This window comes from Lebetimonas natsushimae (assembly GCF_002335445.1).
Taxonomy (GTDB): Bacteria; Campylobacterota; Campylobacteria; order Campylobacterales; family Nautiliaceae; genus Lebetimonas; species Lebetimonas natsushimae.
The window spans coordinates 41123-58132 of sequence record NZ_BDME01000006.1; the positions used below are offsets into that span (position 1 = coordinate 41123).

The window sequence follows — 17010 nt, forward strand, 5'->3', positions numbered from 1 at the left end:
AAAAAGGGGAAAAAAATATATTCAAAATTTTTTGTTATCTATTTTTCCCCTTCAAATGAACTTAAAGTATCTCCGATTGTTTCTAAAAAAATTTCAAAAAAAGCGGTAGTTAGAAATAAAATAAAAAGAAGAATAAGAAATTTATTTAAAGAAAAAATCGGATATTTTGCAGTAATTGCAAAAAATGATATATCACAAATAAATTATAAAGAGCTTATAAATGATGTCGAACAAGCTATTAATAAAATTAATTAACTACTATCAGTTGTTTATAAGTCCTATGCTTGGGAATAATTGCAGATATTATCCAAGTTGTTCTGAATATACAAAAATTCAGTTTGAATTAAATAATCCCCTTATAGCTTTAATTAAATCTTTCAAAAGAATATTAACCTGTAATCAGCTTTTTAAAGGTGGAATAGATTATCCCGTTGTGGAAAAGAAACTTCAAAATGTTGAATATAAAAAAATTCAAGTTAAATATTGGCTGATACCAATTAAAAATCAAAAAAATAAATATATAGTTATAAAGGAAAATCAATGAATAATGTAAATATGAAAAATATTTTAATAGCAACATTAATATCTTTTATTTTTTTTGCAGTATATGATTATTTTGTAATACAGCCCCAGATGGCGGCTAGTGAAAATAATGCCACTGTAAAACAAAATACAGTAAAAGAATCTGTAAATAAAACAAAAATAAATAATCCTATTAAAAACAAAACAAAAATTATTGTAGAAGTTGTAGCGAAAAATTATGAAGTTAAAATAGATTCTCTCGGCAGAATTTCTTCATTCAAACTGGATGAAAAAAAATTCAATAAAGATGGCAAAAAATTGGAATTAACTTCCGTGTTAAAACCACTGGAGCTTAGATTTAGCAATGAAAAAGTAAATGAAGAAGCTTTTAAAGTTTCTTATACTTCGGATAAAAATCTTGTTAAAGTTAATGACAAAGCGACTATTACTTTGACTCAAAAACTTCCTGAAATTACTATTCAAAAAATTATCACTTTTTATAAAGACGGACATTATGATTTAAAAGTTAAATTATCCAAAAATATGGATTATTTTATAACACCGGGAAGCAGACCCTCAGCCGCTATAGACAAATTGACCATTCACGGTGTATTGATTAAAAAAAACGATGGAAAACTTAAAATCATTGATGACGGTGATGCAGAGGAGGAAACAGTTAATAATGCGACTGTTATAGCCGGGTTTGACAGATATTACACGACTCTTTTCTTTTCAAAAGAACCTTTAAAAACAATTGTATATCCTGACAGTGAAAAAAATGCTGAGGTTTTTATAAACACTGATAAAAACCTTAATTTAACAGGATATATAGGGCCTAAATATGTGGATACACTAGCCAGTATCAATAAAGAGTTAATTGATGTGGTTCAGTATGGTGTAGGTACTTTTTTTGCAAGAAATCTGTTTATTTTGCTTGACTTTTTATATAAAGCCGTAGGAAACTGGGGTATTGCGATTATTCTTTTGGTTATTATTGTAAGAATCATACTTTTCCCTCTTACATTTAAGGGAATGGTAAGCATGTATAAACTTAAAGAACTTGCTCCTAAAATGAAAGAATTGCAATTAAAATATAAAAAAGACCCTCAAAAACTTCAAATGCATATGATGAAGCTTTATAAAGAACACGGTGCCAATCCCCTTGGCGGATGCTTGCCTTTGGTCTTACAAATTCCTATTTTTTATGGAATTTACAAATTGCTTTTATATTCAATTGAATTAAAAGGGGCCTCATTTTTATGGATTTATGATTTAAGTTCGATGGATCCATATTTTATTTTACCTGTGTTGATGGGTATTACAATGTTTTTACAACAAAAAATTACACCAACAAATTTTCAAGACCCAATGCAGGAGAAAATCTTTAAATTTTTACCTTTAATATTTACATTTATGATGGCAACATTCCCAGCAGGTTTGGTATTATATTGGACAACAAACAATATTCTTTCAATATTACAGCAATATATAATAAATAAATTAATGGAGAAAAAAAGTGCGCATAGAATCTAAAACACTTGAAGAAGCTTACGTAAAAGCCAGTGAAATTTTTAATACCTCTGTAACAGAACTTAATATAAAAATAATCCAATATCCTAGCAAAGGCCTTTTTGGACTTTTTGCCAAACCTGCTATTATTGAAGTTGAAGAACCTGTCAGGGAAATTGAGGATATTATTCCCGAAGTTAAAGAAGGGCTTGTTAATTTATTTAAAAATTCATGTTTTAATATTGATAGTGTTGAAGTAGATAAAATAGATGAAGAAACTCTTGGAATCAAACTTGACGGACCTGATGCGGCTCTCTTGATAGGAAAAGAAGGTTACAGATACAATGCTTTAAATTATATGATTTATAGTTGGATACATCAAAAATACGGATTTAAAACAAAACTTGAAATTGCAGAGTTTCTAAAAAATCAGGAAGAAATGTTAAGAAATTTTTTAGCCCCGTTTATTGAAAAGGTTAGGGTTAAAGGGTATGGAAAAACAAAACCTTTTGACGGAATTCTTGCCTATTTGGCGCTTGAAATTTTAAGAGAGGCTTTTCCAGATAAGTATGTGGCTTTAAAAGAAAAAAATAATGAGAAATATGTAGTAATTGGTGAAAGACATGGAAACGATAGCAGCAATAGCAACGCCTAACGGTGTAGGGGCTATTTCTATTGTTAGAATATCCGGAGACAATGCTTTATCCATTGCAAAAAAATTGACAAAAAAAGATTTAAAACCGCGAATTGCTACTTTATCAAAAGTTTATGCTTTAAATGAAGAATTAATTGACATTGCGTTAGTTATTTATTTTAAAGCCCCTAAATCTTTTACGGGCGAAGATGTGGTCGAATTTCAGTGTCATGGCGGTTATATTGTAAGCAGGCTTATTTTGGAAGAAGTCTTAAAATGTGGGGCCAGGCTTGCAAATCCGGGAGAGTTCAGTAAAAGGGCATTTTTAAACGGAAAAATAGATGCAACTCAGGCCGAGGCTATTGCAAAACTGATTGAGACAAGAAGTGTAGAAGGGGCTAAACTTCTCTCCCGCCAGCTTGAAGGTGAACTTAAAAAATTTGTTGAGGATATAAGGGATAAGCTGATAGAGATTATGGCATATTCCGAGGTTTTTATTGATTATGCGGAGGAAGATTTGCCGGAGACTCTCGGGGATGATATAAAAGAGAGACTTAAAAAAGTAAAAGATGTATTAAAAAACACTCTTGAAGCAAGCGAAAGAAGGCAGGGGGCGATAAACGGATATAAGGTAGCAATTGTAGGTAAGCCGAATGTCGGTAAAAGTTCTATTTTAAATGCGCTTTTAAATAAAAACAGGGCAATTGTAAGCAATATCGCAGGGACTACAAGGGACACCATTGAAGAGGATATACAAATAGGCACCCATTTAATAAGAATTGTGGATACGGCGGGTATCAGGGAAGCAAAGGATGAAATTGAAAAAATAGGGGTTGAAAGAAGTAAAAAAGCAATCGATGAAAGTGATATTATTTTAGGTGTGTTTAGTGCTGACAATTTTGATGAAGAAGACAGACAGATTCTGGATTTGATAAAAAATTCGAATAAACAAGCACTAATTATAATTAATAAAATTGATTTGGGAATAAAAATTGATTTAGACATATTTAAAGGTTTTAAAATAATAAAAATTTCAGCTAAAAAAGATATTAATGAATTGGTTAAAGCAATTAAGGAATTGTTAGACGCCAATGCCAGCGAAAATGAACATATCCTAACTTCGATAAGACAGATAGAAATGATAAAAAAAGCCCTAAATTCAATAAACGAAGCCGAGGAATTTTTAGCCACAGGCGAACTTGAACTATTCAGTTATCATATTCAGGATGCCATAAAAGCAATAAGTGAAATTACAAGACCTTTTGAATATGATGAAATGCTAGATAAAATGTTTGGAAGTTTTTGTGTAGGAAAATAAATTAAAGGAGAAGAAATGACAATTACTGAACTTAAAAAAATGATGATAAAAGCGAAAAAAGAGGATAAAACAAAAGCAAACGCTTTAATGATGCTTGTAGATACCGCCCAAAAACTTGCAAAAGAAAAAAATGAAGAAGTAACTGAAAAACATATAATAGAAGCCGCTAAAAAGCTTGCCAAAATGGCAAAAGAAAGTATTGAAGCAGGAATGGAAGAGGCTAAAAAAGAGCTTGCAATATATGAAGAGTTTTTGCCAAAAATGTTAAATGAAGAAGAAACAAAAAAAGTAATTGAAGAGATTATTAATGAAATAGGCGGAAAAAATATAGGTGAAATTATGAAAAGATTGAAACAAAGAGGTGATGTAGATTTAGGCTTGGCGAATAAAATTATTAAATCTATTTAACATGAATAATTTTATTTACATCTTTTTCTAATTGTTCATGCTGAGATTTTAATTTTAAAATAGTCTGACACTGGTATAAAGTAAGATTGGAATTTGTTTATGGCACTTTCCGGTCCGTAAACTAAAACTTTATCTTTTTTAATTCTTCTATTTTACTAGGGTGATACCGTTTACCGCTTCTAAATAAGTATAAAATTCTTAATTCTTTAACGTTTCTTTTTTTAATTTTTTTTCGAAAAATTGATATTTCTTATTAGGAAATTGTATAAGTGTTCCACTTGTAAAGTTTTAAAATTTCTTTTTTTTAATTTCTGATGTGTTTAACTGGAGTAAATCTTGGTAGCAAACAATGTGTTTTTTAATATTTTAATCTGATAAAACAGGGAATAATTTTTATTTATTAATTATGCTTCATACATATTTATTTTACATTTGAAAGAGAGCATATTAATTTATAGGTAATGGAAAAAAACACCGCTAAAATGGTTCATCCTCCCGCCGTTTTAATAATCATTACTTTTGCGCATGCGCGAGGTTCTTGCGACTACCCAAAAACTGACGCCATTGCACTAACACTAAATATTGCATTTCTAGTATGAAAAATTATGGTTAAAGATGTCCTGAGGATTGCACCTATAAACAGTGTTGGTGAAACACACTCCTGAGCCGCCGAAATATGTGGTTAAGGAAAAAACAAATAACTTTCCAACAAGCAACACTATCAAAATTTTTTATGTAAAATTCCCACAGTATTAAATATTTTTTTAACATTAAATTTAATATTCTTACTATTATTTTAACAAATTTAATATCAGAGAATTACTAATGTGTGAAATTTCAAGTAAAGATTTATTTTTTTCTTTGCATAAAGAATTTATTTCTTTTATTATTTTTTCGTATTCTTCTTTTTTTATTTTTAAAAATTTATTTATTGAATTATTGATGTTATGTTCATCAAAACCGTTTTTTAAAATTTCTTCATTAAATGTAATTACAAAATATTCTATCATTGATTCAACTTCTTCTTTTAAATTTTTTTCAATCCTGTTTTTTGGTTTTATTTCTTTTATGGAATGAAGCAGTTTATTTATTTTGAATTTTTTTAATGTGTTTTCAAATAATTTTACAATATTTTCTAATTTAAACTCATATTTGTGTTCAAAATAGATTATTGCGGGAATAAATTTAAATATTTCTTTCCATTCAAGAAAAATTTCAATATTTTTTTTATTTTTAAAATTTTTATATTTTTTTGAAAAAATATTTTGTAATTTTTCTTTATATGTAATAAACATTACGGGGTTTAAATTGTTTTCGAGCTCTTTTTTAAGCCAGTTAGAGGCAAATTTTATTACTTCTTCTAATTCTAATAAAATTTCATACTGTTTTTCATAATTTATTTTATTATCAAGTGAATATATTTCATTTCTTATTTTATCAGCATTAATTAAATCATTTAAAATAATATAGGCGGTAATTTTGTAATTGAATTCTTTTTCATTGTAATTACTTATAAATGATATGCCATGATTATTTAAAATATCATTGGTTATCTGGGTGGCGATTATTTCATTTTTTAAGAGATGGTTATTAATTTCTTCACTGTAAGAATTATAAAATTTAATGGGAAAATAATTTTTCAAAAATAGTGATGAATATTTACATTTTTTTAAATTTTTTAAAATGTATTCTTTTAAAAAAATTTTTGAATATAAAAGAAGCAGAGCAAGTAACGGTTTTATAGGTTTGTTTTTGTAAAAAAGAATTTCAATTTCAGAATTTTTAGGTATTGAAAAATTTTCCCTTTTAAATATTTCGAGATTTTTTTCTAAAATTTCAATTATATTTATTAATTTTTCCTTATAAACTTTTCGTTCGTCCAGACTTATTCTTAAAGGTTGTAAATAGTTATTTTTCAAAACTTTTTCTATTACTTCGTTTGTCAAATTTTTTAAAATGTCGTTTTTTTCTTTTTCTGTTAATAAATTTTTATCTATCAGTGTATTAAGGGTGATTTTTAAATTTACTTCATAATCACTTATATTAACCCCTGCAGAATTGTCAATACTGTCAAGATGAATTTTACCTCCATTTAAAGCATATTCATATCTGGCTTTTTGGGTTAAAGATAAATTTGCACCTTCACATATAACTTTGGCTTTAATTTCGCTGGCATTGACTCTTATATTTTCATTTTGTTTATCGCTTATATAGAGATTATTTTCTTCACTGGATTTAACATAAGTGCCGATTCCTCCAAAATAAAGCATATCTACTGGTGTTTTTAAAAGATATTTAATTAATTCTTCTCCCGAGAGATAATCACTCTCTATGTTAAAAACTTTTTTTATTTCAGGTGAGATTATTATTTTTTTCTCATCTCTTTTGAAAACTCCCCCGCCTTTTGAAATTAAATTTTTATTATAATCACTCCATCCTTTTTCCTCTGCGAACAATCTTTTTCTTTCTTTGTATGCAATTTCTGGATTAGGGTTTGGGTCTATAAATATTTCATTGTGCGAAATTGCAGCGAGTAATAAAAATTTTTTATTAAGCAGCATACCGTTTCCAAAAACATCACCTCTCATACTGCCAACGCCAATTACACTTATTTTATCAGTAAAAATATTATTATTTAATTCAATAAAATGCCTGTTTGCAGCAGTCAAGGCACCTTTTGCCGTAATTCCGAGTTTTTTATGTGAATAACCGTTTTCCCCGCCGCTTGCAAAAGCATCTTTTAAATTAAAGCCTCTTTTTATTGCAAGTTTATTAGCAATATCACTCATATTTGCGGTGCCCCTGTCAGCTGCTACTACAAAATATTTGTCTTTTTCATCATATTTAATTAAATTTTTTGTATCAGGTGTGTCCACCAAATCTAGAAGGGCGTCTATGAAAAGGGAATAAATTTTTTTAAATTCTTCTTTTGTCGGAATTGAAAAAATGTAAAATCCTCCCTTTGCCCCTCCTGGAACAATTATTGCATTTTTCGCAATTTGAGCTGTCATTAAATCTTTTATTTCTTCCCTGAAATCAATCCGAGTCGAATATCTAATACCTCCTCTGCTGATTTTAGACATGCGCAGATGAATGCCGTTAAATTTTTCATGATAAACAAAACTTTCAATATTCGGTTGAATTGAAAAAAGAAAAGGTTTTAATTTAGAAGTGTCAATTTTAAAAGAAATTGATTCTTTATTAAAAAAATAATTAGTCCTAAGAGTGTATTTTATAATTAAATAAAAAAAATTAATTATTTTAAATTCGTTTAACAGTTGAATTTTATTAATTTTTTGTTCAATTTCAGATTCGTTTTTGGAATAATCTGCTTTTTTAGAAAATTTTTCCAAAAAATAATTAATAATTAAATTTACTATATCGTTATGTTTTATAAATGTTTTAATAATATCGTTTTCATTAAATTCAAATAAAATCTGTTTTTGATATTTTACAAATGCTCTGAGAAGTGATATTTTTCTTAAATCAAAACCGAGCCATGCAAAAAAATATAATTTACAGTTGTAAGTTATTTCATTATTAATTGCTTTATTTATAATTTGAAAAAAAATTTTTTTATTTTTTTCAAATTTTTCAATGTTATTTATATCTAATTTTAAAATTAAGCTTTTTTTATTTTTGTTTATATCTAAAATTTGAATATTGAAATTGTCCAGAAGTTTTGAAAGAGTAGTTACAGAAGCGTTAAAATTTTTATTTATTTTTAATTCATATGTATTTTTATTAAATTTAATCACACATTTTTTCTTTCAAGAAAAAAAAGAATTATTTAGAATATAAAACTCTTCTTCTTTTTCTTTTCATTTTGAATTTTCCTCTTGCCATCGCACCTCCTTTATAGAAAGTGTTTTAGCGATTATAACAAAAAATTATTAATTTTTTTATAAAAACACTGCACTCATATATCCTACCACCTGACTTTCATCTCCGCTTACATCCGCACTTGTTCTGTAATCAACTATAAAAGGTGTTAAATTTTCTTCTTTTGCCGCCATTATCATACCGGCTATTCCTATTTTACCGCATGCTTCACATTGTTCAAGTTCTTCTAAATCCAAATTATGCACTGCTTCAAGACAGTGAGAATCAAGAGAATTGGCTGTTTTAATATCATAATAATGGCTTAAATCGCTTGAAATTACAATCAGTGAATTATCTTCTATTGCATATTCGATAATATTTTTGAGTTTTGCAGGAGAATAATCTCCATATATAAGTTCAACTACCGGAATCTGTCCGAAATAATGGTAAATAAAAGGCATTTGAACTTCGGTGGAATGCTCCACATGGACATATTCAAGATTTTGAACATTGAATTTTTCCATAAGTTCAAGTGAAAAATTTCTGTCAATCGGCAAGTTGCCACACGGTGTTTCATATTCATTTTCCAATGTTACACTGATACCCTGAATCGGAAATCTGTGTGAAGGACCTATTACTACAACTCTTTTTGGTTTGGTATTACCTGCAATTCTGTATGCAAAATTGGCTGTAAATCCACTATATACCCATCCTGCGTGAGGGACAATAATTGCTTTTGGTTTTAATGAAAAAATTTCTTTTGCTTTAACTGCGTCTACATTTTCATCAATTATTTTATTAAAGTTGGCAATATATCCTTCAACAGCTTCGCAGCTGCCGCCATACCATTCTTTTACTACCGCTTTTCTCATTTCCATACTCCTTCAATGATTTCTCCGCATTTTGGACAGTGTCCAATTCCGTTTTCATCGATTTTTAAAATATTTTTTTCTATTCTGTAAATGCTTCTTACAATTAATTCTTCCCCACATTTAGGACAATATGTAATAACAGGAATAGCTACGTTTCCAAGATATACATATTTAAGTCCCGCTTTTTTACCGATTTCATATGCTTTTACCATAGTCTCCATCGGTGTAGGAGGTTTGTCTTGGACTTTGTAATCCGGATGGAATCTAGTAATATGCCAAGGAATTTCAATTCCGACACTAGCAATAAATTCAGCAATTTGAGTTAGTTCTTCTTCACTATCATTGTCTCCCGGTACTATCAGAGTGGTGATTTCCTGCCAGATTCCAACATCTTTTAATCTTTTAATAGTATCAAGTACATATTCCAAGTCTCCTTTTAAGACTTTTTTATAATAATCTTTTTTAAAGCTTTTCAAATCTACATTGCAGGCATCAACCCAATTTTTCATATCTTCAATTTCATATACACTCTCAAATCCGTTTGTTACAAAAATATTTTTAAGCCCTTTTTCTTTTGCAAGTATTCCCACATCCCTTGCATACGGATAAAATACACTTGGTTCATTGTAAGTATATGCAATGGATTCGCATTTATACTGCAGGGCTAAATTTACCATCTCTTCTGGTGATACATAAACTTTATCATTTACTTTATTTGTATGGGCAATTTGCCAGTTTTGGCAAAAAGGGCATTTAAAATTGCACCCAACTGTCCCAAAACTTAAAACATCAGTTCCCGGTAAAAAATGAAACAGCGGTTTTTTTTCAACCGGGTCTACATTAATAGAAGATGGATGACCGTATACTAAATTTACAAGCTTTCCATCTTTATTCATATTAATACCGCAAACTCCAACCTGACCATTTTTTAATACACAGTGATGCCTGCAAAGAAGACATTTTATTTTTTCATTATCGATTGTTTCATAATATTTCATTTCCCCTCCTTAATATTAGGTTAATTTATTATAGCATAAAAAGGAGGAAAAGTAAAGAAAGTTTAGCTAATTTTACTCAACTATTTTATATTTAAGGGTTTTATACGGGCAGTTTTTACCTTTACTTGCAAAATTATTTAAATCTACTTCAAATTCTCCTTTTTGTAGATTTACATAGTCATTTATTTCAATATCAAAAAGTTTCGCAGGATTTGTGGAAATTAATTTTGTTACAGTTTCTTTTTTAAGAGGAAGGGAATATGCAAGAGGAAGAAAAATATCCAGTTTACTGATACCAAATTCAGCTTCTTCAATAGGGAGGTCCTTATTATTAGTTGCAATATGGTTAGATGAAATAAAATCAACTGTGCCTTCTTCACAGGCTTTTAGCAAAGTAACTCTATCTTCTTCGCTTCTGAGAGGCGGAAAGGTTTTATATAGAGTATTGAAATCTTTTAGCATTTCATCTGTAAAATATAAATTATCAATACAGACATCCACAAAAATATTTTCTTTTTTGTTTTTTAAAATTTCAATAGATTCTTTTGTTGAAATTCCTGAAAATACCACTTTTGCCCTGAAATGGTTTGAAAGTTCGTAAATTTTTGCAACTTCGGCACTTTCTGCATAGTTTGGAATACCGCTGACACCTAAAGAATATGCTATTTTGCTATCATTCATAACGGCGTTAGAGAGGACTTTATTATTGCAGTTTACAAATATCGGAATATTTAAAAATTCGGCATATTCAAAAACTCTTTTTATTAAATTCATATCTTCGTCAGAATTTATATAAATTGCACTTGCGCCTCTTTTTTTAAGGATTGAGATGTTGGAAAGTTTATTGTCATGAATTCCTTCAATTGCCACTAAAAGGTTTATGTGTGATTCTTGTGCCCTTTTTAAATTATAGGCTAAATGCAGTTTGTCATAAATCGGTTTATGTGAAGGAATCATTACAATTGTATCGACACCACCGTTTTTTGCTGCTTTTGAAAGTCTGGCAATGCTTTCGGAATTTTTAACGTTTATATCTATTGCTTTTGGCACTCTTTTCATTTTATACCTTTTTTAATTATAATTTTACTAAAAAAAGGTTTAAATTGAATTTAATGATATTAATATATTTTGTAGTAATTGCAACTGCTGTTATGTATTTGGCTTATAGGCTTAATTTTAAATGGTGGTGGATTTTTGGAGTTATTTCTTTATTAAATCCTATTATTGGCATTTTGGTATTGGCAATTTTAGATTATTTTAAAACTTATATAAGGAAAACATATGAAAAATAGATATATAGAAATTTTAAAACAGACTTATTATAACTTAAGCAAAAAAGATTTGAAAAATTTCGAAGATGTCATTGGAAAGGAAGGGCTTGGAACGTGCAAGCCAAGATTTCACCTTTTTGCGTTTATTTTCGGATGGTTTTATTTGCTTTACAGAAAAATGGTAACCGAAAGTTTCGGGGTTTTAATAACGGCTTTATTGGTAGGCTATATTTTAGCTTATGCAAAAATTCATCCTGTTTTGGTTTTAGGAATAATGGTTATAATAAATTCATTTTTGAGTGGTTTTTGTTATTATTTTTTATATTTAAATAAGCTTGACAGAGATATAGAAAATTGCGGTGGAGTTCATAATCCCGATATTGAATGTATTAAGAAAAAAGCAAAACCGAATATTTGGTATGTTATAGGTGCTGTTGTTTTCATTTTAATTCTTATTTGGCCTATTATTTTTTCTATGATTACCGGGCATGATATATCTAAATAAATGAAAAATGAAAAATGAAAAGTGAAAAACATATGATTAAATTGGTATAATTTCGTAAAAAAGGCTGATAATGAAAAAAGTTTTAATAGTGGGAAGCGGTGGAAGAGAATATGCTATAGGATATTTTTTAAAAGATGAGGCTGAGGTTTTTTATGCTCCGGGAAACGGGGCAACCGAGGATTTTGCCACAAATATTGATATCAAAGATTACAATGAATTGGCAAAATGGGCTAAAGAAAATAAAATTGATTTAACAATAGTAGGGCCTGAACAGCCTCTGGTTGAGGGAATAGTTGATATTTTTAAAACAAACGGGCTTACTATTTTTGGACCGAGTAAAAATGCTGCAAGATTAGAGGGTTCTAAAGTTTATATGAAAAATTTCTTAAAAAAATATAATATTCCTACTGCTAAATATATTGAAACAGATGATAAACAAAAAGCTTATGAATTTATTGATAAAATGGAAAAAACCCCGATAGTTGTAAAAGCAGACGGACTTTGTGCCGGAAAAGGGGTAATTATAGCCGAAAGTAGGGAAAAGGCTAAAAAAACAGTTGATGAAATGCTAAGCGGAAAAGCATTTGGAGAGGCCGGAAAAAAAGTAATTGTAGAAGAATTTTTAGACGGATTTGAACTTAGTATGTTTGCTATCTGTGATGGAGAGGATTTTGTACTCCTTCCTGCCGCACAGGACCATAAAAGACTGCTTGATGGAGACAAAGGGCCAAATACCGGTGGAATGGGTGCATATGCTCCGACTCCTCTTGCTACGCCTGAAATATATCAAAAAGTAAAAACAAAAATTATAAGACCCACACTTGAGGGGATGAAAAAAGAGGGCAGTCCGTATGAAGGGGTTTTATTTATTGGGCTTATGATAGTCGATAACGAGCCGTATGTACTTGAATATAATGTCCGATTTGGTGATCCTGAATGTGAAGAACTTATGCCGTTAATTGACACTTCGCTTTATGATATGTTTTATAATGGGGCGACCAAACAGCTTGATAAAATCAATGTAAAAATAAAAGATATGGTGGCTGTCGGGGTGGTTTGTGCAAGTAAAAATTATCCTTATTCAAGCAGCGAGCCTGCTGAAATTACAATTGATGATTTAAGCGATTGCAATGGATATATAGCATATGCGGGAGTTAAAAAAATTGATAACAAACTTTATGCAACGGGCGGCAGGGTATTGGTTTGTGTCGGATTTGGAAAAGATGTTCAAAAAGCAAGGGATGAAGCTTATAAAATAGTGGATAAAGTGCATTTTGACGGAATGCAGTATAGAAAAGACATTGCATATCAGGCAATAGGAAAATGAATTTAACAGAGAAGCTTCAAAGAGAGGAAAAAGAAATTGCCACTTTGTGGCAGCGTATTATTTCTATGAGTATAGATGATTTATTAATCAGCTTTTTAGTGGTTATTGCTTTTTATGATAAATTTATGAATGTTAAAACATATGAGGAAGCATTGTTATTAACAGATTCACTGTTTTTTTATATATTTTTGGCTTACACCCTTTACCATTGGATATTTATTGCTCTTTACGGAAAAACACTTGGAAAAATATTAATGAAAATTGAAATTATAGATATTGAAACATTTGATAAACCAAATTTTTATCGGAGTTTTATCAGAAGCATAGTCAGGAATTTTGATGAAATGTTTTTTTATTTGGGAATGGTTTATGCAATTTTTGATCCTTTTAATAGAGCGATTCACGATATTATAGGAAAATGTGTTGCTGTTAAGAGTAATTAGTTTATTATTAATACCTTTTTTTCTTTTTGCGTTAAAAATCTATTCAAAAAAAACTATACAGCAGAATGGAAAGTATATTTTAGATAAGCCTTTGATTATTTATAATAATAATTCTTTCATTGAGGCAAAAAAGGGTATTATTGAAAATAATCATATTATTAAATTATATGGAAATGTGACAGTTTTTTATAATTCGCAAGATATATTACTTGCAGATTCTTTAATAGCTTATTCAAAAGAAAAAATATTTTTGAAAAATATATTTTTTTATGATAAAAATATTGACGGATGGGTAAGATCTATTAAAGCAATTTCTAAAAAAAATATTTTATATTTTAACAGCCCTTATTTTTCTACGTGTTGCAGCACTAACCCCGATTGGTTTATCAAATCCAGCAGCGGTAATTATAACAGGAGTACTAAATTACTTAAATTAAAAAATATAGTATTGGTTATTCATAATATTCCGGTTTTTTATTTTCCGTATTGGCAGGTTAGTTTTGACAAAACAAGAAGAAGCGGTTTGCTTAGACCATATATCGGTTATTCCAATAAAGAAGGTGTTTTATATTCCCAGCCCGTTTATTTTGTAACTTCCATAAATACAGATTTGGAAATAATTCCTACTATAAGAAATAAAAGAGGTAAGGGAATTTATTCAATTTTTAGATTTGTAGATTCTCCGTATTCTGAAGGTAAAATAAAATTTGGGATATTCGGAGATAAAAATTATTATTATGAAAAATATGATTTGGCCCACAGAAAGCATTACGGTTATTCTATTTATTATTTAAGAAATAAATTATTTAACAATGACAAATTGTATTTAAATTTAAAATATGCCAATGATGTGGATTATTTTTATTTGGATGCTTATAACTATAAATTTGATTCTTCTTATTTGACAGATAAAATAATTACTTCAAATTTAAACTATATTAATATTAAAAATAAAAATTATTACGGAATATATTTTAAATATTTTATTGACACATCACTTTTAAATAACGATACAACATGGCAGATATTACCTCAATTAAATTATCACAGATTTTTAGAGAAAAGAGGAATTTTACTTGATTCACTCGATTTAAATATCTATAATTATTACAGAAAAAAGGGAAGTAATTTTATTTTACAAGATATAAACTTGCCAATTGGTTTATATAATAGTTTTTTTAATGATTATTTGAAATTCAAATTAACAGAAACTTTATATGAGGGTTATGGGAAATATTATCAAGAAAACAATTTGGGAATTTCCAAATATTTATATTTGACTACACAATTTAAATTTTTTACTTCACTTGCAAAAAACTTTAATTATTTTATTCATGTCATAAATCCGTCAATTTCTATAAATATTAAAAACTATTCCAATAAAAAGATTTATTCGGATTTGATTGATGTCCCTGAAATGAAAAATTATATTTTGTTTAATTTATTTCAAATAATAAATTTTGAAAACTTATATATAAATCATACATTAAATCAAATATATTATTTGGATGAAAAAAGGCTGGGAGAATTGGAAAATCTAATAGACATTAAATATTTAGATTATTATATAAATGAAAACAATAAATACTCTATGAAAGATCGCAAGGTAATTTATAACAATATAAAATTTGGATATAATAATAATATTTTTGATTATTTTATATCCAACATATATCAAAGACAAGTCTCAAAAACTGTAACAGTTGGCAGTGGATATAAACCAAACCTTTATAAAAGATATTTTTTTGAATATTCTTATGATTTAAATAACAAATATTCAAAATATTGGTTAATAGGTGTAAGTATGAATAAAAAATGCTATAAATACACAATAAGTTTTAAACAGAACAGAATACCTATTTTAGAGAGTACAGGTACTAATTATAGAAAAGATAATATAATAAATTTATCAGTCGAATTTTATCCGGTTGGGGGGATAGATCAATCATTTATCTTTAAGGGGAAAGAATGAAAATAGAAACTAAAGTTGGAATATTTGTATTTTTAAGTATATTATCAATTTTATATCTTACTTTTCAAGTCAAATCTTTGCAGGATTTTAATCAAAAAGGTTATTTTTTATATGCTTATATAAATGATGCAAGTGGACTCGAAAAAAAAGCTAAAGTAAAACTGAGAGGGGTCATAATCGGAAAGTTAGAGGATTTAAAATTAAACGGTAATTTTGTTAAATTAAAACTTTTTATTAAAAAAAATGTAAAAATTCCAAAAGATAGTATGGTTACATTGGCCCAAGACAATATGCTTGGGAGTAAATATATTAAAATTATTCCATCAAACAGTAATATTTATTATTCGGAAAACGAGATAATAAAAAAATATTTCAAATCAGCATCTTTGGATGATTTAATGAATAATGTAAATAGCGCGGTTGATGATATAAAGGTTTTAATTAAAAAATTAAATACTGCTTTAAATAAAGAAAGTATTAATAATTTTCATCAGATTTTAGCAAATATAAAAGATGCCTCTGTTAATTTAAAAGAGGTTTTAAAGACCGCAAATACTAAATTACCAGATTTAATAGATAATGCTAACGAATTAGTTTCCACATATAAAGAAGTTGGTATAAAAATCGATAAAAAAATACCTTCAATTTTAAATAAAGCAGATACTCTTTTAGCAAAATTAAATAAAACAGGCGATACTTTGAATGCAAAATTAGGACCTACAATAGATGAATATAAAAAACTGGGAGCTAATGCAAATTCTATTCTCGAAGATAATAAAGAAGCTATAAGAACTGCACTAGCCTCCGCCAAAGACTTTTTTGAAAGCGGAGGAAAAAGTTTCAAAAAAATTGATAAGCTTTTAGCAAGTGCCGCCAAATCTCAGATAGATGTAGAATTTAATAATAAATATCTCACAAAAGAGAGTGATTCAAAATCTTATGTACAAATTGCATATCTCCCTAACCCTACAAAATATTATATTTTAGGGGTTACATCTTCAAAAGATTATTCAGATGCTAATAAAATAAATAAAGATCATGAAAAAAATAAAGCATATTTAACAGCTGAATATGGAAAAAGATTTGATAATTTATTGCTCAGAGGGGGTATTATTGAAAGTACAGGTGGGGTTGGAATAGATTATTTTATGAATAATGATAAATTGGTGCTTAGTTCAGAAATTTACGATTTTAATGCGGTAAATGATATAAGAGGAAGCAACCCTCATTTAAATTTAGCTCTAAAATATATTTATTTGAAACATTTGGAATTTCTTGCAGGATTTGAAAATATTTTAAACTCACATGCCGCTTCGGCATTTTTAGGTTTGGGTATAAAATTCAGGGACAATGATTTAAAACCGATAATTTCTGGAGGTGCAACATCATTTCTCAAATAAAATGGGCCT

General features: G+C 28.3%; 16 protein-coding genes. 12 read left to right on the top strand and 4 right to left on the bottom strand.

Features of this window, described 5'->3' with window-relative positions:
* Nucleotides 1-15: 15 nt before the first annotated feature.
* From rnpA to LNAT_RS07270, 6 genes are read left to right on the top strand one after another with little or no spacing between them, the layout of a single operon-like run.
* Nucleotides 16-255, top strand: coding sequence for a ribonuclease P protein component (gene rnpA / locus LNAT_RS09020; RefSeq protein WP_420795372.1), 240 nt, complete (start codon nt 16-18; stop codon nt 253-255).
* Nucleotides 221-544 (top strand): membrane protein insertion efficiency factor YidD, encoded by a 324-nt coding sequence (gene yidD, locus LNAT_RS07250; protein ID WP_096259886.1) that lies wholly within the window; start codon nt 221-223, stop codon nt 542-544. Before rnpA ends, yidD begins: the two co-directional genes overlap by 35 nt.
* A complete protein-coding gene (gene yidC / locus LNAT_RS07255; RefSeq protein WP_096259888.1) occupies nt 541-2055 on the top strand; it encodes a membrane protein insertase YidC in 1515 nt (504 codons plus the stop codon). Before yidD ends, yidC begins: the two co-directional genes overlap by 4 nt.
* On the top strand, nt 2039-2686 hold the full coding sequence (locus LNAT_RS07260) for a Jag N-terminal domain-containing protein (protein WP_096259890.1): 648 nt from the start codon (nt 2039-2041) through the stop codon (nt 2684-2686). Before yidC ends, LNAT_RS07260 begins: the two co-directional genes overlap by 17 nt.
* Entirely contained in the window at nt 2646-3983 is a 1338-nt protein-coding gene (gene mnmE, locus LNAT_RS07265) for a tRNA uridine-5-carboxymethylaminomethyl(34) synthesis GTPase MnmE (RefSeq protein WP_172413523.1), read from the top strand. The genes LNAT_RS07260 and mnmE overlap by 41 nt, the downstream gene beginning before the upstream one ends.
* A gap of 15 nt (nt 3984-3998) precedes the next feature.
* Nucleotides 3999-4391, top strand: a complete 393-nt coding sequence (locus tag LNAT_RS07270; protein WP_096259894.1) for a GatB/YqeY domain-containing protein — start codon at nt 3999-4001, stop codon at nt 4389-4391.
* Between the two features lie 791 nt (nt 4392-5182).
* Here the strand turns inward: LNAT_RS07270 and LNAT_RS07275 are convergent.
* The 4 genes from LNAT_RS07275 to LNAT_RS07290 all read right to left on the bottom strand — a co-directional run bounded on the left by LNAT_RS07275 (nt 5183) and on the right by LNAT_RS07290 (nt 11142).
* Nucleotides 5183-8149: an NAD-glutamate dehydrogenase domain-containing protein gene (locus tag LNAT_RS07275; protein ID WP_096259896.1), complete on the bottom strand. Its 2967-nt coding sequence runs from the start codon at nt 8147-8149 to the stop codon at nt 5183-5185.
* A gap of 144 nt (nt 8150-8293) precedes the next feature.
* A complete protein-coding gene (gene amrB, locus LNAT_RS07280) occupies nt 8294-9085 on the bottom strand; it encodes an AmmeMemoRadiSam system protein B (RefSeq protein ID WP_096259898.1) in 792 nt (263 codons plus the stop codon).
* On the bottom strand, nt 9082-10083 hold the full coding sequence (amrS, locus tag LNAT_RS07285; RefSeq protein ID WP_096259901.1) for an AmmeMemoRadiSam system radical SAM enzyme: 1002 nt from the start codon (nt 10081-10083) through the stop codon (nt 9082-9084). Before amrS ends, amrB begins: the two co-directional genes overlap by 4 nt.
* 72 nt (nt 10084-10155) lie before the next feature.
* Nucleotides 10156-11142 carry an amidohydrolase family protein gene (locus tag LNAT_RS07290; protein WP_096259903.1) on the bottom strand — a complete coding sequence of 329 codons (987 nt, stop codon included), beginning with the start codon at nt 11140-11142 and terminating at the stop codon, nt 10156-10158.
* Nucleotides 11143-11186: 44 nt separating this feature from the next.
* On the opposite strand from LNAT_RS07290, the gene LNAT_RS07295 reads away from it, so the two are divergent.
* The 6 genes from LNAT_RS07295 (at nt 11187) to LNAT_RS07320 (ending at nt 17001) form a co-directional block, all read left to right on the top strand.
* Nucleotides 11187-11375: a hypothetical protein gene (locus LNAT_RS07295; protein ID WP_096259904.1), complete on the top strand. Its 189-nt coding sequence runs from the start codon at nt 11187-11189 to the stop codon at nt 11373-11375.
* Nucleotides 11365-11859, top strand: coding sequence for a DUF2628 domain-containing protein (locus LNAT_RS07300; protein WP_096259907.1), 495 nt, complete (start codon nt 11365-11367; stop codon nt 11857-11859). The genes LNAT_RS07295 and LNAT_RS07300 overlap by 11 nt, the downstream gene beginning before the upstream one ends.
* A 70-nt stretch (nt 11860-11929) precedes the next feature.
* A complete protein-coding gene (gene purD, locus LNAT_RS07305) occupies nt 11930-13186 on the top strand; it encodes a phosphoribosylamine--glycine ligase (RefSeq protein WP_096259909.1) in 1257 nt (418 codons plus the stop codon).
* Nucleotides 13183-13629 carry an RDD family protein gene (locus LNAT_RS07310; RefSeq protein ID WP_096259911.1) on the top strand — a complete coding sequence of 149 codons (447 nt, stop codon included), beginning with the start codon at nt 13183-13185 and terminating at the stop codon, nt 13627-13629. The genes purD and LNAT_RS07310 overlap by 4 nt, the downstream gene beginning before the upstream one ends.
* A complete protein-coding gene (locus LNAT_RS07315; protein ID WP_096259913.1) occupies nt 13610-15601 on the top strand; it encodes an LPS-assembly protein LptD in 1992 nt (663 codons plus the stop codon). Before LNAT_RS07310 ends, LNAT_RS07315 begins: the two co-directional genes overlap by 20 nt.
* Nucleotides 15598-17001 (top strand): MlaD family protein, encoded by a 1404-nt coding sequence (locus LNAT_RS07320; protein WP_096259915.1) that lies wholly within the window; start codon nt 15598-15600, stop codon nt 16999-17001. Before LNAT_RS07315 ends, LNAT_RS07320 begins: the two co-directional genes overlap by 4 nt.
* Nucleotides 17002-17010: the final 9 nt, after the last annotated feature.

What these genes read in the sequence shown, in the direction of transcription:
- LNAT_RS07270 (WP_096259894.1), top strand. Translation starts at nt 3,999, where the DNA reads ATGACAATTACTGAACTTAAAAAAATGATGATAAAAGCGAAAAAAGAG.
- LNAT_RS07290 (WP_096259903.1), bottom strand. Translation starts at nt 11,142, where the DNA reads ATGAAAAGAGTGCCAAAAGCAATAGATATAAACGTTAAAAATTCCGAA.
- amrS (WP_096259901.1), bottom strand. Translation starts at nt 10,083, where the DNA reads ATGAAATATTATGAAACAATCGATAATGAAAAAATAAAATGTCTTCTT.
- yidC (WP_096259888.1), top strand. Translation starts at nt 541, where the DNA reads ATGAATAATGTAAATATGAAAAATATTTTAATAGCAACATTAATATCT.
- LNAT_RS07310 (WP_096259911.1), top strand. Translation starts at nt 13,183, where the DNA reads ATGAATTTAACAGAGAAGCTTCAAAGAGAGGAAAAAGAAATTGCCACT.
- yidD (WP_096259886.1), top strand. Translation starts at nt 221, where the DNA reads ATGATGTCGAACAAGCTATTAATAAAATTAATTAACTACTATCAGTTG.
- LNAT_RS07320 (WP_096259915.1), top strand. Translation starts at nt 15,598, where the DNA reads ATGAAAATAGAAACTAAAGTTGGAATATTTGTATTTTTAAGTATATTA.
- LNAT_RS07300 (WP_096259907.1), top strand. Translation starts at nt 11,365, where the DNA reads ATGAAAAATAGATATATAGAAATTTTAAAACAGACTTATTATAACTTA.
- purD (WP_096259909.1), top strand. Translation starts at nt 11,930, where the DNA reads ATGAAAAAAGTTTTAATAGTGGGAAGCGGTGGAAGAGAATATGCTATA.
- amrB (WP_096259898.1), bottom strand. Translation starts at nt 9,085, where the DNA reads ATGAGAAAAGCGGTAGTAAAAGAATGGTATGGCGGCAGCTGCGAAGCT.